Below are 25,236 nucleotides of genomic sequence, written 5' to 3' on the forward strand. Positions count from 1 at the left end.
TGGCAGCATCGGCTGACTGCGGGCAATATCCAACCATAGTCACCGCGTTGCAAAAGGAAGGCTGGATCATGACCCTTACCCGCCCGTCGCTCTCACAAGCCGCCCACCAGTTTCTTGACCGGCAGCAGCGGGGCAGCCGGTTGCTGATCGGCGGTGCATGGGTGGAAGCTGGCGGTGGCGAGCCGATTGCTACTCTCGATCCGGCGACTGGCGAGACGCTGGCGCTGATCGGGCGCGCCGGACTTACGGACGTTGATGCCGCTGTCGCTGCTGCCCGCACCGCATTGCCGGGGTGGTCAGCGACCGTGCCAGTGGAACGCGCCCGCATCCTGTGGGCCATCGCAGACATCCTCGACAAGCATATCGACGAATTGGCCGAGCTGGAGACGCTCGATCAGGGCAAGCCGCTGTTCGTCGGACGCTGGGCCGAAATTCCCGGAGCGGTCAACCAGTTCCGGTTTTTCGCGGGACAGGCGATGACAATCGAGGGGAACACCATCGAATCCTCGATCAACTACCAGCCCGCCGGCAAGCAGGTGACCAGCTGGACCCGCCGCGAACCGGTCGGCGTTGTCGCCGCCATAGTGCCGTGGAATTCGCCGCTGGTGTTGACCGCGATGAAGCTCGCCCCGGCCATTGCTGCTGGTTGCACCGTGGTGCTCAAACCTGCCGAGGACACATCGCTGACCGCCATTCGCCTGGCCGAACTGATGCAGGAAGCGGGATTGCCGGCTGGGGTGCTGAATCTGGTCACGGGTCTCGGCAGCGAAACCGGTGCGGCGCTGGCGGCCCATGGCGATGTCGACAAGGTCGCCTTCACCGGATCAACCGCGACCGGCCGCGCCATCCTCGATGCCGCCAAGGGCAACCTCAAGCGGGTGACGCTTGAATTGGGTGGCAAGTCGCCGGTCATCGTCATGCCTGACGCCAATCTCGACCTGGCCATCCCCGGTGTCGCCAATGCGATCTTCTTCAATGGTGGACAGGTGTGCGTGGCGGGGTCGCGCCTTTATGCGCATCGCTCGATCCATGACCAACTGGTTGAAGGCGTCGCCGCTTACGCCAAAGGGCTGAAACTGGGTCACGGCCTCGACCAGACGACCCAGATGGGCCCGCTGGTCAACGCGGGGCAGGCTGCGAAGGTCGCTGCCTATGTCAGCGATGCGGCCAGCGCGGGGGCTCAGGTGATCACTGGCGGCGAACGCTCCGGCCCGGCCAACACTTTTGTCGCGCCTGCTGTGGTCACAGGTGTGACACCCGACATGGCGATTGTCCGCGAGGAGATTTTTGGCCCCGTTCTCGTCGCGCAAGCCTTTGATGATGTCGATGAGGTCATCGCCGCCGCCAATGACAGCGATTATGGGCTTGCCGCCAGCATCTGGACCGAGGGTCTGTCCAACGCGCACCGCATCGCCAATGCGATGAAGGCGGGCACCGTCTGGATCAACTGCCATTCGATGTACGACGCCAGCCTGCCAATAGGCGGCGTCAAGCAATCGGGCTGGGGCCGCGATTCCGGCCGTCTCGCGATGGACAATTATCTCGATTGGAAGACCGTGTGCGCGGTCTTCTGATCCGGCCTGAAAGGCAGCGTCATGTTCTACGAGGATTTTCACAACGGCCTGTCGCGCCGGTCCTTTTTTGGCGGCGCGGCTGCCATGGCCGGCCTTGCGACGACGGCAACCATTGCCTCGACAGCTGCACAGGCAACGCCCGGAATGAGAGGCCCCATCCGCCCGCTCGACGTGACGGACGCGCGTGACAATCTCTATGGCTTTGCCAAGATGTGGGGGACGATCGGCGACCGGGCCGTGCTGTCCGGCTATCAGGGCGTCCAATATGCCATCGTCGGCAGCGAGAGGGCCAAGCCGCTGTTCGGCTATTGCGGCTTTGGCAACATCCGCAACGTGATCCAGCCGGATGGTTCGATCAAGGTGATGGGCAAGGAATGCGGCTATTTCACCGATCTGGCGTCGGGTGAGATCATCGATGTGTGGGACAATCCCTGGACGGGAGAGCGCTGTGACGTCTTTGCTTTCCTCAACGATCAGTTCCGCGGTTCGCTGGGCCTGACACGCAAGGTGTTCCGTGTCGGCGATGGCGAGACTGTCAACAACGACCATGGCAATGCCCGCCCCGACGAGCCGTTCCGCCTTCCTTGGCAGGCGATTGGCGACCAATATCTGCTCGGCTGGGACTATGCCCATGAATATAGCAACCCGGTAACACCCGAAGGCTGGCCAAAGGCGTCGACCGGGCCGCGCGTCAATCCATCCGAGCATTTCACCCTTTTCACCCCGCGCGCCGAAATTGATGACCGGTCTGTGGTATCGGCCCGCTATCATGCCGGCTTCATGCGACAGGCCCCATGGTGGCCGTGGATGAAGATGGGACAGAGCGGCGTCCATGGCGTGCTGATGGGCCGGATGCACAGTTACAAGATCACTGGCGGGATGGATGATGTGCCGCCTTCTGTTCGCCGACGGGTCGAACGCGACCGGCCCGACCTGTTCGAGGAACCGGTGGACGGCCCGGACCTTGGCGTCATCGGGACGCTGGAACGCTATGCCGAGGATGTGCCGCCCGAAACGCCGGGCTATGTGCGCCCGCCCGCGACAGGACGATAGACAGTCCCGGTCAGCGGCGGCGCAGGCCGTCGATCAACAGGTTGGGCAGGTAGGCATTGTCCCATTCGGGACTGCGCGGCGGGTTTGCCCCCATGCGCAGGATGATCAACCGATGAGCGGGAGAGATATGGACCGTCTGGCTGGCATTGCCATCAAAGAGGTACAGGCCGGGATCGCGATAAGGGGCACTGTGCAGCACTTGCGGGCCAGGAGCGCCCGGTGCCCCAAAGCCGCGTCTTTCCTGCCAGGGACTGCCCAGCCAGACGCCAAGCCCATAGTGCCGGTTTTCGGGGGTCCCGCGAAGCATCTCGGCCACATAGCCGCGGGACAACAGGCGGCGATTGCCCACCCGGCCATCATTGATCAGCAGAATGGCCATGCGCAGCCAATCCTGGGCGGGCAGCATCAGGCAGCAGCCCGAATGGGCAAGGCCTCCGGCCCGGTTGATCCAAATCTCCCCGCCTTGCGCGCCGATAGGCCGCAGCACCTCGCGCCCGATGAAATCGGCATAGCGTCGGCCGGTAGCTCGCTCGATGACCAGCGCGACCAGCTCGCTCGGTGCGTTGGCATAGCCATAGCGGGTGCCGGGGCTATGGGTAAGCGGATAGTGCTCGACAATGTAACGCCCATGGTCGAGACCCAGAAAAGCCTGATTCCATGGGTGATTCGGGTCAGGGCTGAACCCTTGGTCGAGCAGGCCCGACCGCATGTCGAGCAGGTGGCGGATGCGCATAGTGGCCCGATCCGTCCCGCGCCATTCGTGGATGAAATCCGCCACAGGTTGGTCGAGTGAGCGGATATGCCCTAGGACGATGGCTCGTCCCACGGCGATCGCGGTCAGTGGTTTTGACAGCGACTTGGACGGCAGCAGCGTGTTGGCCCGGGTGCCGCCGAAATATTGTTCGCTTTCCAGGCGTCCGTCGCGCCAGACGATGAAGGCGGTTGACCGGTTGGCTTCTGCATAGCGGACGGCCGATTCAAGCGCGGTGGCATCAATGCGGCTTTCTCCCGGACGGACCTGGGCAATCGGCCGGTAGCGGCGCACCCCCGTCACAGGCTCGACTGGTTCATAAGCGAAATTGGTCGGATCGCGCATGAAGCGCTCGAACCGCTCGCGATAGACACTCGCGTCATCCTGCTGCGCTGCCGATACGCCGGGGCTGGCAAGCAAGGCCAAAGCCGCAAGACGTGTGAGTCCGCGCAACCAGCGCTGCATTACAGCCGCCCCATCACATCCAGTGCGGCAATTTCGCCGGTTTCCATGGCCGATTCCATCCCCGGTTCCATGCGGCGGAGATGCTCGCCAGCGAAGTGGATGCGGCCATGCGGCAGGCCCATGTCCTTGGCGAAATGCCTGACCTGCCCCGCGCAGAAGACATGCTTGTTGCCGCCGACGAAGGGATTGGCTTCCCAGCTATAATCAAACAGCGGCTGGAGCGCGCCACGGATGGAGGGCCGCGCTGCCTCCATTTCGGCAAGGATCAATGCCAGTTGCGCCTCACGCGGCATGGCGTGAATGCGGGTCGCGCCGTCGCCATTGAGCCAGACGGTGTAGCTGCCATGCTCTCCGCCGCGATTGGCAATGTGGAATCCGCGCTCATAAAGACGGTCACTCCACAGTGATGGAGGCAGCCCATCCTCTTCCCAGAATTTCCGCAAAACACGGAAATGGAACTGGGTCGTCGCCGAATAGGCGGCGCCCTGCACCGCGTCAGCCTGCACCGCAGGCAGGCCGGGGTTGAACCGGATGTGGCGCACGGCAGAAAATGGTGCCGCCATCACCATGAATTTGCTGCGAATGCGTGTTCCGTCGAACAGGCGGGCTTCAACCTCTACGTCGGTCTGATCCACCTGCACGACTGGCGCGTTAAGCCTAACCATCCCGCGCAGCGACGCGGCCATGGCCCGGGGGAGCATGTCCGATCCACCCTCGATGAAGGCGCTCAGATTGGCATTGTTGCTGTTGTTGCCATATTGCGGCCGGGTAGGATCGCGAAAACCCTCAACCTTGATGCGGGCCATGTCCCGGAAAATGCTCATCGCCGAAATCGCGGCGAGGCTCGGCCCGTTCAGATCAACATCGGCAAGCCGGATAGCAGCTTCTGACACGCCCCGGCCGCGCATATATTCGGAGGCCGAGACGTCGAGCGGGAAATGCGCCTCGTTGAGCCAGTCAGCAGGGTCCTCGAACGGCAACCAGTCAAAAAAGAACCGGTTCTGGATCAGGAACGGCAAGATTTCGCGCTCATTGCCACGCGTCAGATTCTTGTCTGATGCGGACCAGTTGGCGGGGAGGATCATGTCGCCGCCAATGTCGAGGACAAAGGGCGATGAACGGGGTGCGTTGGTGTTCAGACCGACATTGAGCCTACCGCAGGCATCACGCACCCTGCCGTAAAGCGGGCCAACCTCGCTGCCCCCCAGTTCGGCAACATAGCCATCGGCACGGCCAGTGCGCAGGCGGCCACCCACCCGGTCGGATGCCTCGACCAAGGCCACACGGAACCCCTGCTGTTCAAGCAATTCAGCAGCATGAAGGCCGGCGAGACCGGCGCCGACGACCAGCACATCATACACTTCGGGTGCGCCGCCACGCGCCGACCGGGCGCTGCTCTGCGTGGCAAAGCCGGGTGTTGCCGCCATCGCCGAGGCCGCGCCCGCAGCAGCAAGGAACGAACGGCGGGAGAAGCGGGAGTGGCCAGATGTCATCGTCATGTCCCCTAGATTGCGCACCGCCATGCTAGGAGCAAGCGGCACATCCGAGGTGGAATGGCAAAGGCCTGTCCGCCCAATGGATAGTCAGCCGCCAACCTGCACAGAGCCACTGGCGAGCAGTCGCTCAATGTCGGCATCGGCAAAGCCAATACCGGCCAAAACCAACCGGCTGTCCGCGCCGGGCTGCGGCAGGGCGGCGGCTGCGGCCGGTCGCCCATCACCCATCATCAGCGGGAGGGTAGGCAGCCGCGTCTCCCGCCCGTCTGCCAACGTTACAGGTTCAAGCCCGTCTGATGCCGCCAGATGCGGGTCATCGAACATGTCCTCCGGCCGGCCGATCGGCGCAAAGGGCAGGCCACTGCCTTCCAGCCTGGCGATGACTTCGTCACGGGTGAAACCGGCGATCAGGTCGCGGATGCGCGGCATCAGGCGCTCACGCGCCTGCACGCGGTCATTGTTCCGCCGCAGGCCCTCGTCGGCCCAAAGGTCATCGAGACCGAACAGCGCGCAGAATTTCTCCCACAGCGGGTCGGAGACAACGCCGATGAACAGTGGTTCGTCCTTGGTCTCAAAGACATCATAGATGGCCCAGGCCGAGATGCGCGCCGGCATCGGGGCGGCTGCGCTGCCGGTAACAGCGAATTGCGCCATGTGCTGGCCGACCAGATAGACGGTCGTCTCGAACAGCGAGGCGATGACCTTTTGCCCCAGCCCCGTCCGGTGCCGTTCCTCGATCGCGGCAAGGATGCCGATGACACCGAACATGCCGCCGGTCACATCGATCACGCTTGCCCCGGCACGTAGCGGGCGTCCGGGCGGGCCGGTCATATAGGCGAGACCGCCCATCATCTGCGCCACTTCATCGAGCGCGGTGCGATCCTCATAGGGACCGGGCAGAAAGCCCTTCTCCGAACAATAGATCAGGCGCGGATTGGCCGCGCTGAGCACATCATATCCCAGCCCAAGCCGGTCGAGCGCGCCGGGACGGAAATTTTCGACGAGGATGTCGGCCCGCTCACACAGCGCCCGCGCCACTGCCATGCCATCGGCCGATTTGAGATCGAGGCAGATCGACTGCTTGTGCCGGTTGTACATGGCAAAATAGCCCGCGCCGGAACCCAGCAAGCGCCGGGTCTGGTCTCCGCCGATCGGCTCGACGCGCACCACTTCGGCGCCGAGACTGGCGAGGATGTGGCCCACCGTTGGCCCCATGACCATATGGGTGAATTCGACAATCTTGAGGCCTGCCAGCGGCGTGGGAGAGGTCATGTATCTGATCCTGAACGATAATCGAGGGGCAATCCGGCATCGGGGGTGAAACCGTAGAGCGGTTCGCCGGGCAGGGCATTGGCGATGATCCCGCGCACGGCCATCAGCCGGTCGAGATTTATGCCGGTCTCATAACCCATGGCAGCGAGCATGAAGACAAGGTCTTCGGTGACAATATTGCCCGATGCGCCGGGCGCGAACGGGCAACCACCGAGCCCGCCGAGCGAGGCATCAAGCGTGGTGATCCCCTCATCCAGCCCAGCCAGTGCATTGGCGAGGCCCAGCCCGCGCGTGTTATGCAGGTGCAGCGTCGTCAGCAGTCCCGGCCCGACCGCTGCGGTCACTGCGCGCACCAATCGCCGTACCTTGGCCGGATCTGCATAGCCGGTGGTGTCAGACAGGCTCAGCTCTTCTGCCCCGGCTTCCACCGCCGCCACGGCGAGCCGCACCACCCTATCCTCGTGCACAGCGCCTTCCATTGTGCAACCGAAGGCGGTCGATAGCCCGACCGCACAATGCACACCGCCTGCCTTGGCCACTGTTGCCACCTCGGCGATTTCAACCAGCATCTCGGCATGGGTCTTGCGGACATTCTTGATGCTGTGGGTTTCCGACATGGAAAAGGGGATGGACAGGCCATGCACTCCCGCCTCGACTGCCCGCGCCGCGCCCTTCGCATTGGGCACCAACGCGACGACATTAAGGCCCGGCAGCGTCCGGGCAAAAGCAACCAGTTCGGCGGTGTCCGCCATTTGCGGCAGCAGTGAAGGCGGGACAAAGCTGCCGACCTCAATCTCGGGTACACCGGCCTCTGCTTCGGCCTTGATCCATGCTTTTTTGGCCTCAAGCGGCATGACCCTGTCGATCGATTGCAGCCCGTCGCGCGGGCCCACCTCGCTGATGGTGATAAAGGTCACACCGGTTTCTCCAGATAGGCCCATGGCCGGGACTCGCGATCGGCATGGCGCCACGCCTCGATGGCATCGCGGTTGAGCAAGGTAAGGTCGATTGCATCGAGTCCGCCCAAGAGCATCGCCTTCGCCTCACCGCCGATGGCAAAGGACCAGCCTTCCCCGCCGTAGCTCACCATCTGCGCGGCGAGATCAATGTGCACCGATTGCCCCGCCAGTCGGGAAATCACTGCCTTGTCGAGTACCACCGGCAACAGGCCGTTGCGCACGCAATTATTGTAAAAGATCGGGGCGAAGCTCTCTGCCATCACGCAGCGGATACCATATTCGGCAAGCGCCCAGACCGCATGCTCGCGGCTCGACCCGCAGCCGAAATTGGCGCCGGCAGCAAGGATGGTAGCCCCGGCAAAGTCAGGCTGGTTGAGTACAAAGGCCGGATCACCAACCCGCGCATCGGCATCGAGATAGCGCCAGGGGGCGAACAGCCCGTCCTTGAGGCCGGTCTTGCCGGTTGAACGCATTTCGCGCGAGGGAATGATCGCGTCGGTATCGACATTGTCGCGCAGCAACGGCGCAGCGATGCCGCTGTGGTGAGTGAAGGGGGTCATGGCGCGCTGATCCTTCCCGCCAGCGCGCTCGCCGCGACGACTTCGGGACTGGCGATATGGGTGCGGATACCTGGGCCTTGCCGCCCCTCGAAATTGCGGTTGGTCGAGGAGATCACCCGGCTGCCCTCGGGGAAGCGTTCGCCGCCCACAAAGAAGCACATGGAACAGCCGCTTTCGCGCCATTCGAAACCGGCGTTGGTGAATATCCGATCAAGGCCCTCGGCCTCCGCCGCGCGCTTGACCGCACTTGAGCCCGGCACGACCAGTGCCACCTTGATCCGCGGCGCGATCCGCTTGCCGGCAAGGATGGCGGCGGCGCGGCGCAAATCACTCAGCCGCGCATTGGTGCAACTGCCGATGAAGGCGACATCGACTGGCACCCCGGCAATCGCCTGTCCCGCGCCAAGGCCGATGTAATCGAGCGCCCGCCTGTCAGCATCATCGGGGACCCGGCCGGATAGCGGAATCGATTGACCCGGCGAGGTACCCCAACTGACCATCGGTTCGATGGCCGAAGCGTCGATGACAATTTCCCGGTCAAACCGCGCGCCGTCATCCGAAACCAGATCCGACCAGTCAGGGAGGGGTTCGGGCGCATAACGGCGACCGCTGAGATAGGCGCAAGTCACATCGTCCGGCGCGATGATGCCGGTGAAGGCGGCAAATTCTGTCGCCATGTTGCACAGCGTCATGCGCGCTTCCATGTCAAGGCTGCGCACCGCCTCCCCGGCGAATTCCAAGACATGTCCTGCGCCGCCACCCGCCCCTTCACGGGCGAGCAGCGTCAGGATCATGTCCTTCGCAGTGATGCCGGGCCGCAGAGTGCCTGTGAAGGTCACACGCATCCTCTTTGGCTTTTCGACCCGCAGCGTGCCGGTGGCCATGGCATGTTCGGCCTCGCTGCTGCCGATGCCCCAGGCAAGCGCGCCGAAGGCGCCTTGCGTGCAGGTGTGGCTATCGGGCGCGATCAGTGTCAAGCCGGGCAAGACAATGCCCAGTTCGGGCGAGATGACATGGGTGATGCCTTGCCGGGGATCATCGACATCAAACAGCGTGATCCCTGCTGCCCGCGCCGCCTCACGCGTTTCGCTGATGAAAGCTTGTCCGCCCGGCATCAGAGTCTGGTCGCTGCGTCCCGTCCGCGTATCGACGATATGGTCCATCACGGCAAAGACGTGTGCCGGGTCAACCACCGTTCTGCCCGCCGCCGCCAACGACTTGAGCGCCGAGGCACCCGTGCGCTCATGCAGGAACAACCGGTCAATCGCGATCAGGCTGCTGCTGCCGTCGAGATCGAGGATGCAATGCTGGTCCCACAGCTTGTCGAACAGAGTTCGTGGGCCGCTCATGCGATACCTCCGGCCTGCCGGGCAAGATGCAGTGCCTGCGCCGCCGTGCCAGCCCGGATCAGCGCCAGATGCTCCGCCGCCAGCCGCTCCGGCGCCATTGCCGCCGGGTCAATTGGCCGGGCATGGGCGATGTTGACAGCATAATGCGGGGCAAAAACGTGGCTGGCCCTGACATTGGCCCATGCCGTAACCAGATGATGGCCATAGCGGTCAGGTGTCAGGTCGGGGAAGAGCAGCACCGCCTCGCCACAGGGGAGCGCTTCGTGCGAAACAGCCTTCGCGCCTAGGTGTGCCGCCGCCGCGTCGATCACTACTTGCCAAGCGGCCCAGTCGGTCGGCGGTTCGCCCGGCCACGGGTCAGACAAGCCGTGGCCGGGCAAATCAATCATGACCCCGTCTTCGGAGAGCAGATCGAGCGAGCACCCCGGCCCGTGCAGGTGGAGCACATCCCCCTGCCCACGCCAGTGAATCAGGCCATCGAACCTACCCGCCTGCACAGCGATGAACCCGCGATGCCGATCCTCGGCGAGATCCGCCGCTGGTGCCGGATGGTGCGACAGAAAGTCTGCGCAGACTGCAAAGTGGGCGTCACGCGTCGGCTGCTCCGCCGCTTCCCAGCCGTCGGGCAGCGGAGGGAATCGGGCGATATGCGCGGTCATCGGATCGCCGGCATAGCTGGCGATCAGGGCAGGCGGCACGTCGCTGCCGGCAGCGGGCACGTCATAAACCGCGGTCAGCGCTGCCCGATAGCCGTCGCGATAGGCATCGCCTGCCGCCAGCAGGTCCATCACCATATCCTGCACCGCCATCGGATCGGCATGGGCCAGCGACATGCGTCGGCGATCATCAGGCATGTACCAGGGGAAATACCAGCTCTGTTCAAGCAAGCGGTTCCACGCCCAGACGAGATGCTCGCCATAGGGCATTGGCTTGAAAGACGGCAGATAAGCCTCACCCACGTCGGCGAGCTCTTCAGGCCTGAAGCAGGGATAGCCACCCACGGCCAGGGCAACGAAACGCTCCGGATGGCGGCGCATGGCGTTCATCAGGAAAATGCCGCCCGAATGAAAGCCATAGGCAGCAATGCCGCTCAGGCCGACCGCTTTGGCAAAGTCGAGCACCGCGTCGGCATAGTCTTCAGTTGTTGGCGCGCGGAATGAAAAGGGGTCAGATTGTCCGAAGCCCGGACTATCGGGTGCAAGACAGGTGAATTGCCGCCCCCATTGCCGCATCACCGCCTCATATTCCCTCGAGGAGCGCGGGCTCTGGTGCACCAGCAGCACCGGCGGACCCTCGCCGCAGCGGCGATAATGTACCCGGCGCCCCTTGACGGTGAGATAGTGACGCGTGATCCGCATGGGCAAAGTTGTCCGGACAAATTTGGCTCGACAGCCGCATAGCCGCTGGGCACTATGCGGACAAGTCAGGGGGAACAGATGCATGACTTTGGTGGGCACGAAAATGATCAGCGACGGAAAGACCGCCAGACAGATATTTGAAGAGCTGATGGCCAACCCGGCCCGCCGAAAATTCGGCTTTGGCGAGAAGCTGGCGATCATCAATGTCGATTTCCAGCAGGCCTATACGCGCACCGACCTGTTCCCCACCGCCTATGAAACCGATCCGCGACAGATCGAGCATGCCAACACCATCTCCCGCCTTGCCCGGGCCTGCGGGATGCCCGTGGTGTGGTCGCGCGTAGGCTATATGGACAATGCCGATGACGCTGGCGTCTGGGGCACCCGCACCAACACGCCCGACAGCTTGCAGAATATCAAATATGGCTCAGACCGGCACGCCTTTGATCCGCGCTGCGAGATCCAACCGCATGACCTCCAATATACCAAGCGCATGCCGAGCGCCTTCTTTGAAACGCCGCTGGCCAGTTTCCTGATCTGGCACCGGGTCGACACGGTCGTCGTCACCGGTGGCAGCACATCTGGCTGTGTCCGGGCCACGGCGGTCGATGCGCTCAGCCATGGCTATCGCACCATCGTCCCCATCGAAACCTGTGCCGACAAGCATGAGAGTTATCATTTCGCCAATCTGACCGACTTGCAGATCAAATATGCGGATGTCGAACCGGTGCAGGTGGTGATCGATTGGCTGGAGGCGCGGGCATGATCGAGGGCGCCGCCGACCCCGGGCTTTATGATTTCGCGCCGTATCGCGCCCGGCCCAAGATCACCTGGCCCGGTGGCAAGACGGTCGCCGTCTGGGTCGCGCCCAATCTGGAATATTACGAGATTGATCCGCCCAACCACCCACAGCGCAAGGCGTGGGCGCGGCCGCATCCGGATGTCGTCGGCTATGCCCATCGTGACCACAGCAACCGCGTCTCGCACTGGCGCATGGCCGAGGTGATGAGCAAGCATGGCTTCCCCGGATCAGTCAGTCTCTCGGTCGCGCTGTGCCAGCATCACCCCGAAGTGGTGGCCGATGCCAATGCGCGCGGCTGGGAGTTCTTCAGCCACGGCATTTACAACACACGCTACGCCTATGCCATGGACGAGACTCAGGAACGCGCCATCATCGAGGACAGCATCCGCACCGTGCGCGACGCGACCGGCCAGACGATCCGTGGCTGGCTGGCTCCCGCCCTGACCCACACGCCGCGCACACTCGATCTGATCGCCGAATATGGCCTCGATTATACATGCGACCTCTATCACGACGATCAGGCACAGCCCGTGAAGGTTGGAAAGGGCAGCCTCGTCTCGATCCCTTACAGCCTGGAGGTCAACGACCATTATGGCTTCTTCATCTATAACATGAGCCCGCGCGAATACGCCGACACGCTGATCCGCCAGTTTGAGCGGCTGGCGGCGGAGGGCGAACAATCGGGGACCGTCATGTGCATCCCCTTGCACGCCTATCTGATTGGGCAGCCCCACCGCATCGGCCCGTTTGAGGAAGCCTTGCGCCACATTGCCGCCGATGGCCGGGCATGGATCGCCCGCGCTGGAGACATAGTCGACGCATGGAAGGGGCAGCAGCCATGACTCTCGACCCCGCCTATCTTGATTATCCCCGCCGCCGTCACGGCTATGACCATGATCTCTACCCCTGGTCGGCACTGCATGAGCGTACGCCAGTGCAATGGCCGGGCGGCAAGAGCGTGGCCGTCTGGCTGTGCGTCAGCCTCGAATGGTTCCCGATCACGCCGAGCGACACGCCATTCCGCGCGCCCGGCCACATGCAGACCGCCTATCCCGATTTTCGCCACTATACCGCACGCGATTATGGCACGCGCATCGGGGCTTATCGTCTGCTCGACGCCTTCGCCAAAGCAGGGGTGCGCGCCAGTTTCGCCACCAATGCGGCGATTGCCGAACGCTATCCTGCACTGGTCGCGGATATCCTGGCTGCGGGGCATGAGATCATCGCCCATTCGACCGATATGAACGGCACCATCGCCGGCACCCTGCCGGTCGACGAGGAGCGGGCTCTGATTGCGGAGTCGCTCGACCGCATGGAAGCGGCCAGCGGCATGCGACCGCAGGGCTGGCTGTCGATCGCCCGCTCGCAAAGCTTTGCCACGGCGGATCTGCTGTGCGACGCGGGGCTCCGCTATACGTGCGACTGGGTCAATGACGAACTGCCCTATCGCTTTAGCAACGGCCTGATCAACCTGCCGCTCAACCATGAACTAAGTGACCGGCAGATCATCACCGTGCAGCAGCAATCAGTCGACAGCTATGCCCAATCGATGATCGACGCCTTCGACTGGCTAGCAGGCGAAGCAACGCACTTCGGCGGCAGAATGCTGCCGCTGCACCTGACGCCCTATATCATCGGCCTGCCATACCGGATTGCCGCCTTTGAACAGCTGATCACTGCGCTGGTGGCGCGGCCCGAGGCATGGTTTGCAACGGGCGGAGAGATTGTCGACAGCTGGGCGGAACAAAACCTGGCGTGACGGTTATCGCTTTAGCTCAACCAGCTCATACCATGTCATCATGTATCCGCCGACACCGCCCTTGAGGAAAATGCCGTCCTCATCGTCGGTGACCCACAGCTCATAGGGCGGATGGGCACCGTCCATGCCGCTGCTGCCATCGTCGATGAACTGGAATTTGCGCGCGGCAAAGGTGCCCGCCGCGACCGTCACTGTCTCCCGCCCCAAATATTGGGCGTCAATCTTGATCTGAGCGATTTGCGGCGGAGTTGCGCCACGATGATCGGGCGATGGCAAATAGCAATTGAGCTTACGCACCTGCCCTTCCTCCCAATCGAGGTTGGCCAGCATATAGCCGTCCGACACAATCGGATGCGTGCCAAAGCCATCAACCGGCAGTTCGGCCTCAACCCGCTGACTTAGCCGGCCGAGCGAGGGGCTGAAACTCTCGCACTCGACCGTCTTGCCATCGAACCGCAACCAGCCTGATCCCATGAAGGCATCGCCCACCGTCAGCCGGACATGCAGATCCATCGGCTGGCCATGTTCATCGAGCGAATAGATGATGTCGCGCATCACCGTCGGCTCGGGCTCTTCAATCTCGCAATGCGCGCGCAAGCTGACCTTGCCGTCGCTGTGACGGGTGAACATGAAGCTTTCGAAACCGCGGACGCGGCCCTCCATCCCCGGCTTGCGGCTGGTGTAGAGTAACCGCCCTTCGATCAATCTGTGCTTCATTGACCCACTCTCCTGTTCCCGCCGTCATAGGGGCTGGAATTGACATGCCAAGCCGCGCGGGCGCCAAGCATCTGCTCTGCGGATAAGGGGAGGAACCAATGCATTTCGCCGAACTCGATATCATGCGCTGGGTGCACATCATCTGCATGGTTTATTGGCTGGGTGGCGAATGGGGCGTGTTCCAGACCAGCTACAACATCACCAATCTGTCGCTAAGTCTTGAGGAGCGCCGCCGCCACCTCGAAACCGCCTATCGGATCGACATTCTGGCGCGTACCGGCATCGTCCTGCTGCTGCCGCTTGGTCTGCATATGGGTGTGATTTACGGCTTCATCCCGTTGCTCGAAGGGCATCTGACATGGATGTGGCTCTTCTTTGCCGTCTGGCTTGGAATGACCTGGACCGCCTTCTTCCGCCGCGAAACCGATATCGGGATTGCCGTTACCCTGTGGGAAGAACGTCTGCGCTATCCGCTGATCCTGGCCATCGCCACAGTCGCAGTCATGTCATTCTATGGCACGGGACCGATCCAGTCGGGTGAAGGCCTGTTCTGGTATCCGGCCAAGATGGCGCTCTATGCCTTCACCCTGTGCATCGGCCTGTTCCTGCGCCTTGTCATGCGGCGCTGGACCACGCGGTTCCGCAAGCTCGCCATGGGTCCCGATGCGGCTGAGGAGGCGGCGCTTCAGCGTGAGATCGTCCAGGCGCGCATTGCCGCCTATGTCTACTGGATCACCATTGCCGGTATCTGCTTCCTTGGGGCGACCAAGCCCTTCTGACAGTCAGATCCCGGACAACCCGGCGGAGCTGAAATGTTCCGCCATCTCTCTCCAAGCAAGCACCAACTCAAAAGGGGCGGTCACCAGCCGGTGCCGCCCCTCTTTTTGGTGTGATGCAAAATCTGGTGCCGCGTCATTTCTCCATTTCGCGCACCACCTCGTCGATGGTCGGTTCGTCGAGTGCCATAGCTTCGACCTCCTGCTGTGGCCCGCGCATGATCCGCGCGATATACTCGCGGATTATCCGATTGCGTTCGAGCCCCGTCTCGAGATCGGGCGCATAGCGTTCGATGTCCTCGCGGGAAATCGTCCCCTTGGCCTCGAGCAACCGCTCGACTGTGTCGAGCCGCTCGCGGATTACCGACACTTCGCCGACCAGCGCCATAAGCATCGACAACAGTCGTTCGTCATGGCGGTTGCCCAGGAACTCGGGCCGCTTGCCCTTGGGCTTTGCGCCTGACCGGGCGATCCAGTCGATAACGTTGCTCATGACCGTGCCTCCGGTTTCCACGCGCCATAGGCGTTCCATATGGCGGCGCGGCCGTAATCCTCCTGCGCGCCTGATGGCGCGGGCGGAAAGATCGTCTCGTCGACCACCGCTTTCACACCGATGGTGAACTGCGCGTCCTGGGGCAGACCGGCAGCGGCCATCACCTGCTTCATGTCGAGACCGTGCATGGCGGACCAATAGGGCTCGTTGTTGTTGAAGGCGTCCCAATCGCGCATGAACTGTTCGAACAGGGGCATCGCGTCTGAATATTCGGGCTGCTCGATATGGAGCATCAGGCCGCCGGGCTTCAGCACCCGCGATCCTTCGGCGATGATCCGCGGTAGTGACTGGTTTGACAGTTCGTGCAGGAACATGGTCGTTTGCACCCAGTCGAAACTGCCATCGGCGAATTCGGACAGATCCTCGGCATCCACCTGACGGAAGATGATATTCTTGACCCCCAGCGCCTGTGCGCGGGCATGTCCGTAGCGCAGTGACGGCGCCGCCACGTCAATGGCGATCACTTCGGCATCGGGATAGGCCTGTGCCAGCGGCACCGCATTGTGACCAATGGTGCAGCCGATATCGAGGATGCGTTTGGGCTGCCAGTCGGGCCGTGTCGCCTTGGCCCAAGCCGCGACTGCCTGACCGCCGCCATCGTTGAGCGCACCCAGCGCCCCGCCGGTCGTAGCGAACAGGCCGCTGTCATAATTGGCCCCGGCCGAGACGTCACCCGGCCGCTCCTCGCCATAATAGGAACCGGGCATACAGTGGATGTCGACTGCCGTCTGATAGGAAGGGATCGTCACCGACGGGTCGAGTTGCAGCGTATTGCGCCCCTCATTGAGTTCACGCGCCTTGGCGTCGAGCGCGTCTAACTGCCGCAACACGGTTGCGCGTCCATTCTGCTGGCGCATTTCCATAGAATTGCGCTTCATTGCCGACCAGAAGCCATGCCAGGGGTCGCGGTTCATCGCCGCCCGCACCTCATGCCGGTCAGCTGGTTCGCGGCCATGCTCAGCGACAAAGGCGGGCAGAACCCGCCGCTCATAGGCGAGCTTGTTGCCACCGCCGAGGTCACCCGACAGATAGCGGTTCAGATTGGCGAGAAAATTGAACCGGGCGGCTTCATCATGACGCACATCGGGGAACATTTCATGCCGGGTTACTGCCGTATAGGGCGGCGGCACATCGGGCTTGCTCATCGCGCATCCTTTCCATCACATCATATCATAGCCTGCCAAGGGTAGAATAGCGGCGTTGCCCCGGCTGTGCTGGGGCGGGCGTCGTTTCTGTTCGCAGGGTGATAAGCCCGAACGTCGGCCTACAGCCCCAGAGCGCCCGGGTTCATCCGCCCTTCGGGGTCAAAATGTGCCTTGATCGCCTCGATTGCCGCCCAGCGGTCCGGGCCGCTGCGATCCTTGAGCGGATAGGTGCGACCGACCTGGAAATGCACGCCTCCCATCTGACCCACGACATCTATGACACCCGCTCGGAGCCGTTCCACCAGTGCCCGTGCTTCCGGGTTGGCGGGATAGCGGTTGAGCTTGGCAAGATGTGCCGGCTCGATCGACTGTTCATGCAGGCCCCACAATTCGTCCGGCCAATAGAAGCAAGGCTCGATGATGAAGCCGGTCGTGCCGAACGTCAGGAACATATAGCCGGCGCCAACACCCAGCGCGTCCATCTCTGCTGCATGAGTCTCGAACAGGGCAGTCAGTGCCTCGATCATCGAGGGCGCCTTGGAATGGCGGACGATGCCGTGCACCGGCAACCAGCGCCCGCCATCCGGTCCGGCCATCGAATTGACTGGCACAAAAGGATTGGCGCGGAGGATCTTCGGGATTGTATTTTCCACCACCCGACCATTGTTGGCGCGAACGATCCCTTCGATCCGGCGCATGTCCTCATCCGCCGCCGCCTGAATGCGCCCTTCGACAAGACAGTGGATGGAGAATTTGGCGTCGTCGAGGAAGGATCGTCCTGCGGCGACAACCTTTGCCCCTTCCTTGATCCCTTTCCAGAAGCCGCCTTGCGACTTCATCATGGTAACGAGGCTCTTGGCATCGCTGGTCAGGCTGTCGCGCCGCATCCTGAGCGATTGCAGATAAGGGTCAAAGCCAAAGCTTTCGCTGGCGAGCCCCGAGCGAGCGATCTCGCTCATCGCCGCGCAATAATCCGCAGGTGTATCAAACGCAAAGCTGCCATAGGCAAAAGCCTCGGCCTCGCGGATCAGCGGCATGGTGACATGCGCCTTGATACCCAGCGCGCCGGCATCGCCGGTGAACAGGCCGGTCAGGTCAGGGCCGAAAACGCGGGCAAAGTCGCAGCCGGTTTCCATCACCGTGCCATCGGCCAGCACCACCGTCAGGCTGATGACATTCTGGCTGAACGGGCCGTGGTTGGCGCCCCAAAAGGTCCCATTCTGTCCCATGCCGCCACCGACGCTAGCCTTGATCCCTGACATGGTGCCCCAGGCAGGTGTCCGCAGGCCGTGCGGTTTCAACGCCTCGTAGAGCGCGTGCCATGTAATGCCAGCCTCGACTGTCACCGTCATGTCGGTGGAGTTTATCTCCAACACCCGGTTCATGCCGCTCATGTCGATAGCCAGAGCATCGGGACGGTCGGCGACATAGCCACCGGTATAGCTCATGCCGCCGCCGCGCGGGACAAGCACCAGTCCCTGAGCTGCGGCCGCCTTCACACCTTGCGTGAGTTCATCGATATTGGACGGCCGCAACACGCCTGCGGGAGCCGCCCCGCGAACGAACACATCATGCGACATGGCGTCGCGTCGCGCTTGATCGGTCGTCACCGTCCCGGCGGCGAAGGTGTCAGTCTTCATTGTGGCTCCATTTCAGGCGGTCATACCCGCCCATCAGCAGCAGCAACGCCCCGCCGGTCACAAACATCAGAGCAGCACCGGCCAGCATGGGATCGTAACTGCCGGCGGTGTCGCGAACGATGCCGTAAAGCACAGGCGAAAGCGCCGTCATGGTGGCGAAAGGCATGTAGAGAAAACCGTATATCCGCCCGAACTGGGCCATGCCGAAATAGCGCGCAGCCAGGAAGGCAATGAGGTCGCTTTCAGCCCCGGCTGCAAAGCCCAGCAGGAAAGCCGCGAGGGCAATCATGGCAAAATCACTTCCTGTTCCGAGCAAAAGGTAACAGGCCAGCGCAGGAAGACACAGGACAGGGAAACCAACGCCCGGTCCCCAGAAGCGGTCAAGCAATGCCCCGACGATCAATCGTCCGGACAACAGGCCAAGGCCGACGATTCCCATGATGCCGGCCGCATCGCCAATGCCGAGGCCATGGTCCTTGATGATCGCCGGCATATGCGTGTGCGCACCGCCATAGGCCAGGCTGATCAACAGGATCGACACCCAGAGCAACCAGAACTGCCGCGTCCGCATGGCCTTGCCCAGCGTCATGCCGGCAACAGACCCATCGGCTCCCGCGCTGATCTGTGGCGGCATTTCGTCGGCACGCGGTTCGCGAAACAGGGCGAGAACCGCGGGCACAGCAATGAGGATCGGCAACAGGGCGACTGCAGGAAAGATCATCCGCCAGCCGCCAAATTCGATGGCCGCAACGGCGATGCGCGGCACGACTATGGCTGCGGCGCTGGTTCCGAGCATCATGATCCCCAACGCAAGCCCGCGATTGCGAACGAACCACAGGCCGATGGCCCTGCTCCAGGAGACAGGTGTCGATCCGATGGCGACCAGGCCGATCAGAAACCAGATGCCATAGAAAAAGGCCAATTGTCCTGGCATCAGATAGAAACTGGCAAAAATCACTGCAAAAGCTATCAGCGAAGAGATGCCGACCCGCTTCACCCCATACCGGTCACACATTGCGCCATAAAAGGGAGCCAGCAGCGCGGCAGTCAGGCCATAGATGGTGACGCCAATGCTGATTTGGGTCTTGCTCCAGCCAAATTCGGCATTGAGCGGATCGAACAAGAACCCCAGTACATTGACCGGTAGCGGGGAGGCCCCGCACATGGTGCCGAGAAACGCCGCCAGCAGCGTTTTCCAGCCCAGGGAAAATTCGGATCGCGATCCCGCCGGACCTGGCACGGCCGCCGCTTCATTTGATCGACTGGCGGTCATCACGCTGCCCTCCCCCTTGCAAGTTGTCCGGACAAATTTCATTCGCAAGAGTGAAGTGTCAAGGTGAAAGGTCAAGGCGCAAAGGCCGACTCGCCACCCTGCGGACAGGAAAGGAAAGCCCGGTGCCCGGTCCCGCTGTTGTGCAGAGCATGTTGTTCGTTCCCGGATCGCGCCCCGAACGGCTCGACAAGGCAATGGCCGCTGGCGCCGACAGTGTCTGTATCGACCTTGAGGACGCTGTCCCGGCGGATGGCAAGGAGACGGCAAGGGCTGCTGCGCTTGCCGCCATTGGCCGCCCCGGCCTTGCCATCCGTATCAACGGCGTTGCCACCCGGGCCGGCATTGCCGACCTGCTCGCCCTCGCCGAAGCACCAGCGCGCCCGGCGCACATCTATGTGCCGATGGTCGAAAGCCCCGCCGAGCTGAAGATCATCCGCTCGGTGCTGGCCGATGACAGTGTCGGCCTGATCCCGCTGATCGAAACCGTTGAGGGGCTCGACAATGCTCCCGCCATCGCAGCCGATCCCTCAGTCGAGATGGTCATGTTCGGTGGCGGGGACTTCTCCGCCCAACTCGGTGTCGCGCTTGAATGGGAGCCACTGCTGCTTGCGCGACAGCGCCTCGTCATGGCCTGCGCCGCGGCCAACAAGCCGGCGATGGACGTGCCCTTTATCAAGCTCGATGATGCCGATGGCCTGGCTGAGGAAACCCGCCGCGCCAAGGCCATCGGATTTTCGGCCAAGGCGGCAATCCACCCGGCCCAGCTTGACGGCATCCACAGCATCTTCCGCCCGACACTCGCCCAAGTGGCCGAGGCCGAGGAAGCCATCGCTGCTTTTGCTGCCGCCGGGGGTGCGGCCATCCGCTTCAACGGTCGCATGCTCGAGGCGCCGATCGTGCGCCGTTACCAACAGATTTTGGCAATGAAGGACAAAGCCCATGCGTGATGGTGTGATCGAAGTCGGGCCGCAACGGTACCGCGAAACCTATGGCCGCTATTTCGAGGAAATGATCGTCGGCGACATTTATGAGCATCGTCCCGGCCGGACGATCACCGAGGCGGACAATACCTGGTTCACCCTGCTGACAATGAACCAGCACCCCAGCCATTTTGACGCCGAGTTCGCGCGCAAGACGGAATTCGGCAAATGTATCGTCGCCTCGCCGCTGACCGTCGCGATCATGACCGGGCAGAGCGTGTCGGACGTCAGCCAAAAGGCTGTCGCCAATCTCGGCTGGAAGGAAATCCGCCTGCTCAAGCCGGTCTTCGTCGGCGACACCCTCTATTCGGAATCCGAAGTGCTGGAAAAGCGGGAGAGCGAGAAGCGCCCGCAGCAGGGCATCGTCACAATCGCGACGCGCGGGCTCAACCAGCATGGCGATGTCGTGTGCGATTTCACCCGTGTGATGCTGATCTGGAAAAAGGGCTTCGGCCCGATGGACGAGTAAGGATATAAATCATGGCAGAACCCAGCACCGCCCGTCCGGCGATGGATCCGGACGAAGAAGCCGCCCTGCTCGACGGCATCCAGAGATGGATGGACAAGGAAGTCCGTCCGGTGGTCATGAAACATGACCATGGCGACATCTGGCCTGCTGAGTTGGTCGCGCAAATGGCTGAGATGGGCCTGTTTGGTGCAACAATCGACACCGAATATGGCGGGCTGGGACTGCCGGCACAGACCTATGCGAAGATTGTCATGCTCATTTCCTCCTACTGGATGGCGCTGACCGGCATTTTCAATTCGCACCTGATCATGGCCTGCGCCGTCGAACGCTTTGGCACGCCCGAGCAAAAGGCGCTGTGGCTGCCGAAATTCGCCAGTGGCGAAGTGCGCGGCGGCCTTGCCCTGACCGAACCCAATGCCGGTACTGATTTGCAAGCAATCCGCACGACGGCGGTCCGCGATGGCGACGATTATGTCATCAACGGCACCAAGACGTGGATCTCCAACTCGATCAACGGCAGCTGTTTTGCCATGTTGGTCAAGACCGACCCGAAGGCCGACCCGCGCTACAAGGGAATGAGCCTTTTTATCGCTCCCAAGGGCGAGGGGCTGAGTGTCGGCAAGAAGTTCGACAAGCTCGGCTACAAGGCGATCGATAGCGCCGAACTGGTGATGGACAATTACCGTCTGCCCGCCGCCAACCTGATCGGTGGTGTCGAGGGCCAGGGCTTTTTCCAGGCGACCGGTGGTCTGGAACTGGGGCGCATCAACGTCGCCGCGCGCGGTGTTGGCATCGCCGAGGGCTCACTGCGCCTCGCCACCGAATATGCCCAAGTCCGCCAGACCATGGGTAAGCCTATCTCCGAGCATCAGGCGATTCAGCTCAAGATTGGCGAAATGGTGACCCGTGCGGCCGCCTCACGACTGCTCACGCTGGAGGCCGCCAAGGCCTATGACCGGGGTGAGCGCTGTGACATGGAAGCCGGGATGGCGAAATATTTCGCGTCAGAGTCGGCAGTGACCAACAGCCAGGAGGCGATGCGCATCTATGGTGGCTACAGCTATTCCAAGGAATATGACATCGAACGCTATTATCGCGACGCGATGCTGATGTGCATTGGTGAGGGGACCAACGAAATGCAGCGAATGATCATCTCCAAGCAATGGGTCAAACGGAACCCCGCATGAGCCAACGCCCTCTCCCCCTTGCCGGTTACCGGATCATCAGCGCCGAGCAATATGGCGCCGGCCCCTATGGTACGCAGTTCCTTGCGCAGCTGGGCGCCGACGTCATCAAGATCGAGCCGCCGCACAAGAGCGGCACGGGCGGTGGGGACACCGCCCGTGCGGTCGGCCCGCATTTTCTGAGGGAAGGCGAGAGCCATTACTTCCACGCCTTCAACCTCAACAAGCGCTCGCTGACCCTCGATCTCAACAGCAGCGAAGGGCAGGCGGTGCTGCACCGACTGGTCGCCACCGCCGATGCGGTGGTCAACAATTTGCGCGGCGATCTCCCCGCCCGTCTGGGTCTTACCTACGCCGCGCTCAGCGGGTTTAACCCCGCTATCGTTTGCGCCCATCTCTCGGCCTATGGTCGGGACAATGAAAGGGCCAAATGGCCGGGCTACGACTATCTGATGCAGGCGGAAGCCGGCTTCTGCTCGCTGACCGGCGATCCGGATGGCGAGCCTCAGCGCTTTGGCCTGTCGATGGTCGATTATATGACCGGTACCCAAATGGCGGTCGGCGTGCTCGCCGCGCTGCTCGATGCACAGCGCAGCGGACTGGGGCGCGACATTGATTGCGACCTCCTCTCCACCGCTGTTCACCAGATGACCTATCCGGCAGTCTGGTATCTCAACGAAGGCAGCGAAACCGGTCGCACCCCGCGCTCGGCCCACCCGACGGCAACGCCGAGCCAAATGGTCAAAGCGCAGGACGGCTGGATGTTCGTCATGTGCCAGCTACCCAAATTCTGGGACATATTGGTCGAGCGCGTCGGCCACCCCGCGCTCAAGGATGAGCGGTTCGCCACCAACCCCGGTCGCCTCGCCCATCGCGGCACGCTGACCGACGCGCTCGACGCCATCTTCGGCGAGCATCCCGTTGCCCATTGGCTGGCGCTGCTGCAAGGTCATGTCCCGGTCGCGCCGGTGCATGACATCGCCCAGGCGATGGACAATCCCTGGCTCGACACCATTGGCATGATCGACACCGTCAGCCACCCCGACCGGGCAAATCTCCGCGTCCTCGCCAGCCCGATCAAGGTCGATGGTCAACGCGTGCCAAGCCGCGCCGGGCCACTGCTTGGCGCCGATGCCGATGATGTGCTCGGCGAACTCGGCTATGATGCCGACGCCATCGCCACCCTGCGCCAACAGGATGTCATCTGATGGGCAAGCTGAGCGGCGTCCGGGTCGTTGACCTGTCTGTCTTCCTCCCCGGACCGGCGATGACCATGATGATGGCCGATCAGGGCGCCGAGGTGTGGAAGGTCGAGACCGCCGGCGGTGATCCGGCGCGCGCCATGGAGCCGATGGAGGCTGGCCAGTCAGTCTGGTTCCGTAACCTCAACCGGGGCAAGAAAAGCATTGTCCTCGACCTCAAGAGCGAGGAGGGCAAGGCCCGCCTGTGGCAATTGATCGATGAGGCTGATGTCTTTGTCGAAGGATTCCGTCCCGGCGTCATGACCCGGCTCGGCTTTGACTATGCCGCCGTCTCCGCCCGCAATCCGCGCATCATCTATTGCTCGATTTCCGCATTCGGCCAGACCGGCGAGATGGCGCACCATCCGGCGCATGACATGGCGGTACAGGCGCTCGCCGGTTTCCTCTCGGTAAATGACGGGCCGGATGGCACCCCCGTCGTCCCCGGTGTTCCTTCGGCCGACATGGCCGCCGGCCTCACCGCCCTCTCTGCGACACTCATGGCGCTGATCGGCCGGGAGCGGACGGGCAAGGGTGATTACATCGACTGCGCCATGTTCGACGCGATGCTGCCCTGGTGCGCGCATATCGCCGGCAGCGCGATTGCCGGCGGCCCCTCACCGCGTTCGGCCAGCCAGCGCTCGCTCGGCGGCGCCGCCTTCTATCAGGTCTATGCCACTGCCGATGACCGCCATGTCGTCCTCGGCGGCCGGGAAGAAAAATTCATCATCAACCTGCTCACCGCCCTTGACCGGGCGGACCTTATCGCCGTCGCCAATCGTCCGGCAGGCGAACAGGGCGAGTTGATCGCCTTTCTCCGCGCCACCTTTGCCAGCAAGACCCAATCCGAATGGATCGACTGGTTTGCTGACAAGGATGTTGCCTTTTCCCCTGTGCTCGACTTTGCCGAGGCACTGGCCCAGCCGCATGTCGCCGAGCGCGGCCTGCTGGTCGAGCATGATGGCGCTCATCAGATTGGCCCAGCCATCCGTTATGCCGGGGAAAGTTGGTCACCTGCCAGCGCACCGCCACTGGGCAGCGACTGCTGACACCATGCCGCGCGCCACCGCCTCAGCCATCGACCTCGATATGCATGGCATAGGCAAAGCGGTCGCCGGGGTGATAGCTCACCGACACTTCGATGATGCCGCCATCGCCATCGCGAAAACTGCGGATGATGCGCAGCGCCGGGTCACGCCGCGTCATGCCAAGCGCCTTGGCCACAGCGGCCGGCGGACTGACCGCCTGAATATCCTGCGTCACCTGCGCCACCCTGATCCCGCTCAGCGCTTCCAACTGGCCGAAAATGGTGTCGACATTGGGCGCAACCTGCCCGACGATATCGCGCATCCGCTCATGCACATAAGCGTCGGTAAAGGCGATGGGCAGAGCATCGCCGCTGACCAGACGCAGCCCCTGGAATCGGAACCAGCGCCCTCCCTGCACAAGGCCGATCTGTTCGGCAATTGCGGCAGGCAGCGCCCCCTCCCCGGCGGGCCGGAAACTCGAGGTGGAATTGCGCGCATATTGCAGGATTTCGCCCACATTCGACAGCGGCTGGTGCAGCGTGCCGCCGCGGGCCGACGGGCTCTGGATCACAGTGCCCGATCCGCGCCGCCGGGCAATCAGCCCCTCTGTCTGCAAGGCGCGCAACGCCTCGCGCACCGTGTGACGACTGACGGCAAAGCGGGCGCACAATTGCCCCTCGGTCGGAAAGGTCGAGGCAGCAAAGCGCCCCGCCAAAATCTCGGCGCGCAATTCATCGGCCAGTTCGCGGTAGCGGGGTTTGCGGACCAATCCTTGCCTTCCTCTCTGTCGCTGCATCGGCCCTACAACCAAAGCAGCGGGCCTGCCAAGCAA

At 62.8% G+C, this 25,236-nt stretch carries 24 protein-coding genes; 11 read left to right on the forward strand and 13 right to left on the reverse strand.

From position 1 onward, the window contains the following. Positions 1-68 precede the first annotated feature (68 nt). Together GV829_RS05965 and GV829_RS05970 are read left to right on the forward strand one after the other, a co-directional pair. Positions 69-1,574 (forward strand): aldehyde dehydrogenase family protein, encoded by a 1,506-nt coding sequence (locus GV829_RS05965; RefSeq protein WP_169944869.1) that lies wholly within the window; start codon positions 69-71, stop codon positions 1,572-1,574. A gap of 21 nt (positions 1,575-1,595) precedes the next feature. After that, complete coding sequence (locus tag GV829_RS05970) at positions 1,596-2,627, forward strand: DUF1838 family protein (protein WP_169944872.1); 1,032 nt, start codon at positions 1,596-1,598, stop codon at positions 2,625-2,627. A 10-nt stretch (positions 2,628-2,637) separates the two neighbouring features. On the opposite strand, the gene GV829_RS05975 is transcribed toward GV829_RS05970, so the two are convergent. The 7 genes from GV829_RS05975 to GV829_RS06005 all read right to left on the reverse strand — a co-directional run bounded on the left by GV829_RS05975 (position 2,638) and on the right by GV829_RS06005 (position 10,837). After that, the gene (locus GV829_RS05975; RefSeq protein ID WP_169944875.1) at positions 2,638-3,843 is read right to left on the reverse strand and encodes a serine hydrolase domain-containing protein; all 1,206 of its coding nucleotides are present in this window, start codon (positions 3,841-3,843) and stop codon (positions 2,638-2,640) included. After that, a complete protein-coding gene (locus GV829_RS05980) occupies positions 3,843-5,342 on the reverse strand; it encodes a flavin monoamine oxidase family protein (RefSeq protein WP_169944877.1) in 1,500 nt (499 codons plus the stop codon). Before GV829_RS05980 ends, GV829_RS05975 begins: the two co-directional genes overlap by 1 nt. A gap of 84 nt (positions 5,343-5,426) precedes the next feature. Continuing rightward, positions 5,427-6,611, reverse strand: a complete 1,185-nt coding sequence (locus GV829_RS05985) for a CaiB/BaiF CoA transferase family protein (protein ID WP_169944880.1) — start codon at positions 6,609-6,611, stop codon at positions 5,427-5,429. Then, positions 6,608-7,552, reverse strand: coding sequence for a hydroxymethylglutaryl-CoA lyase (locus GV829_RS05990; RefSeq protein WP_169944883.1), 945 nt, complete (start codon positions 7,550-7,552; stop codon positions 6,608-6,610). The genes GV829_RS05985 and GV829_RS05990 overlap by 4 nt, the downstream gene beginning before the upstream one ends. Beyond that, a complete protein-coding gene (leuD, locus tag GV829_RS05995) occupies positions 7,525-8,130 on the reverse strand; it encodes a 3-isopropylmalate dehydratase small subunit (RefSeq protein WP_169944884.1) in 606 nt (201 codons plus the stop codon). Before leuD ends, GV829_RS05990 begins: the two co-directional genes overlap by 28 nt. Further along, on the reverse strand, positions 8,127-9,479 hold the full coding sequence (locus GV829_RS06000) for a 3-isopropylmalate dehydratase large subunit (protein WP_169944885.1): 1,353 nt from the start codon (positions 9,477-9,479) through the stop codon (positions 8,127-8,129). The genes leuD and GV829_RS06000 overlap by 4 nt, the downstream gene beginning before the upstream one ends. After that, positions 9,476-10,837: an alpha/beta hydrolase gene (locus tag GV829_RS06005; protein WP_169944886.1), complete on the reverse strand. Its 1,362-nt coding sequence runs from the start codon at positions 10,835-10,837 to the stop codon at positions 9,476-9,478. Before GV829_RS06005 ends, GV829_RS06000 begins: the two co-directional genes overlap by 4 nt. An 82-nt stretch (positions 10,838-10,919) precedes the next feature. On the opposite strand from GV829_RS06005, the gene GV829_RS06010 reads away from it, so the two are divergent. From GV829_RS06010 to GV829_RS06020, 3 genes are read left to right on the forward strand one after another with little or no spacing between them, the layout of a single operon-like run. Next, entirely contained in the window at positions 10,920-11,603 is a 684-nt protein-coding gene (locus tag GV829_RS06010; RefSeq protein WP_169944887.1) for an isochorismatase family protein, read from the forward strand. Beyond that, positions 11,600-12,481 carry a polysaccharide deacetylase family protein gene (locus tag GV829_RS06015; protein WP_169944888.1) on the forward strand — a complete coding sequence of 294 codons (882 nt, stop codon included), beginning with the start codon at positions 11,600-11,602 and terminating at the stop codon, positions 12,479-12,481. The genes GV829_RS06010 and GV829_RS06015 overlap by 4 nt, the downstream gene beginning before the upstream one ends. Continuing rightward, positions 12,478-13,398: a polysaccharide deacetylase family protein gene (locus GV829_RS06020; RefSeq protein WP_169944889.1), complete on the forward strand. Its 921-nt coding sequence runs from the start codon at positions 12,478-12,480 to the stop codon at positions 13,396-13,398. The genes GV829_RS06015 and GV829_RS06020 overlap by 4 nt, the downstream gene beginning before the upstream one ends. A gap of 3 nt (positions 13,399-13,401) precedes the next feature. Here GV829_RS06020 and GV829_RS06025 read toward each other — a convergent pair whose 3' ends face one another. Then, positions 13,402-14,115, reverse strand: a complete 714-nt coding sequence (locus GV829_RS06025) for a DUF3108 domain-containing protein (protein ID WP_169944890.1) — start codon at positions 14,113-14,115, stop codon at positions 13,402-13,404. Positions 14,116-14,213: 98 nt separating this feature from the next. Between GV829_RS06025 and GV829_RS06030 the strand changes: the two genes are divergently transcribed. Further along, positions 14,214-14,894 (forward strand): hypothetical protein, encoded by a 681-nt coding sequence (locus GV829_RS06030; protein ID WP_169944891.1) that lies wholly within the window; start codon positions 14,214-14,216, stop codon positions 14,892-14,894. A 133-nt stretch (positions 14,895-15,027) separates the two neighbouring features. On the opposite strand, the gene GV829_RS06035 is transcribed toward GV829_RS06030, so the two are convergent. The 4 genes from GV829_RS06035 to GV829_RS06050 all read right to left on the reverse strand — a co-directional run bounded on the left by GV829_RS06035 (position 15,028) and on the right by GV829_RS06050 (position 19,502). Continuing rightward, positions 15,028-15,384: a hypothetical protein gene (locus GV829_RS06035; protein WP_169944892.1), complete on the reverse strand. Its 357-nt coding sequence runs from the start codon at positions 15,382-15,384 to the stop codon at positions 15,028-15,030. Then, entirely contained in the window at positions 15,381-16,589 is a 1,209-nt protein-coding gene (locus GV829_RS06040; RefSeq protein ID WP_169944893.1) for a class I SAM-dependent methyltransferase, read from the reverse strand. Before GV829_RS06040 ends, GV829_RS06035 begins: the two co-directional genes overlap by 4 nt. Before the next feature lie 119 nt (positions 16,590-16,708). Further along, complete coding sequence (locus GV829_RS06045) at positions 16,709-18,229, reverse strand: FAD-binding oxidoreductase (RefSeq protein WP_169944894.1); 1,521 nt, start codon at positions 18,227-18,229, stop codon at positions 16,709-16,711. Next, positions 18,219-19,502, reverse strand: a complete 1,284-nt coding sequence (locus GV829_RS06050; protein ID WP_169944895.1) for an MFS transporter — start codon at positions 19,500-19,502, stop codon at positions 18,219-18,221. Before GV829_RS06050 ends, GV829_RS06045 begins: the two co-directional genes overlap by 11 nt. 122 nt (positions 19,503-19,624) lie before the next feature. Between GV829_RS06050 and GV829_RS06055 the strand changes: the two genes are divergently transcribed. Genes GV829_RS06055 through GV829_RS06075 form a run of 5 tightly spaced genes read left to right on the forward strand, consistent with a single transcriptional unit; the run spans position 19,625 to position 24,425 of the window. After that, positions 19,625-20,449, forward strand: a complete 825-nt coding sequence (locus GV829_RS06055) for an HpcH/HpaI aldolase/citrate lyase family protein (protein ID WP_246203082.1) — start codon at positions 19,625-19,627, stop codon at positions 20,447-20,449. Beyond that, complete coding sequence (locus GV829_RS06060) at positions 20,442-20,951, forward strand: MaoC family dehydratase (RefSeq protein WP_169944898.1); 510 nt, start codon at positions 20,442-20,444, stop codon at positions 20,949-20,951. Before GV829_RS06055 ends, GV829_RS06060 begins: the two co-directional genes overlap by 8 nt. A gap of 11 nt (positions 20,952-20,962) precedes the next feature. Then, positions 20,963-22,138 carry an acyl-CoA dehydrogenase family protein gene (locus tag GV829_RS06065; RefSeq protein ID WP_169944904.1) on the forward strand — a complete coding sequence of 392 codons (1,176 nt, stop codon included), beginning with the start codon at positions 20,963-20,965 and terminating at the stop codon, positions 22,136-22,138. Next, on the forward strand, positions 22,135-23,343 hold the full coding sequence (locus GV829_RS06070) for a CaiB/BaiF CoA transferase family protein (RefSeq protein ID WP_169944906.1): 1,209 nt from the start codon (positions 22,135-22,137) through the stop codon (positions 23,341-23,343). The genes GV829_RS06065 and GV829_RS06070 overlap by 4 nt, the downstream gene beginning before the upstream one ends. Then, entirely contained in the window at positions 23,343-24,425 is a 1,083-nt protein-coding gene (locus GV829_RS06075) for a CaiB/BaiF CoA transferase family protein (protein WP_169944908.1), read from the forward strand. The genes GV829_RS06070 and GV829_RS06075 overlap by 1 nt, the downstream gene beginning before the upstream one ends. Positions 24,426-24,447: 22 nt before the next feature. Here GV829_RS06075 and GV829_RS06080 read toward each other — a convergent pair whose 3' ends face one another. Then, on the reverse strand, positions 24,448-25,173 hold the full coding sequence (locus GV829_RS06080; protein WP_246203084.1) for a GntR family transcriptional regulator: 726 nt from the start codon (positions 25,171-25,173) through the stop codon (positions 24,448-24,450). Between the last annotated feature and the right edge of the window lie 63 nt (positions 25,174-25,236).

This window comes from Sphingomonas lacunae, assembly GCF_012979535.1.
GTDB lineage: Bacteria > Pseudomonadota > Alphaproteobacteria > Sphingomonadales > Sphingomonadaceae > Sphingopyxis > Sphingopyxis lacunae.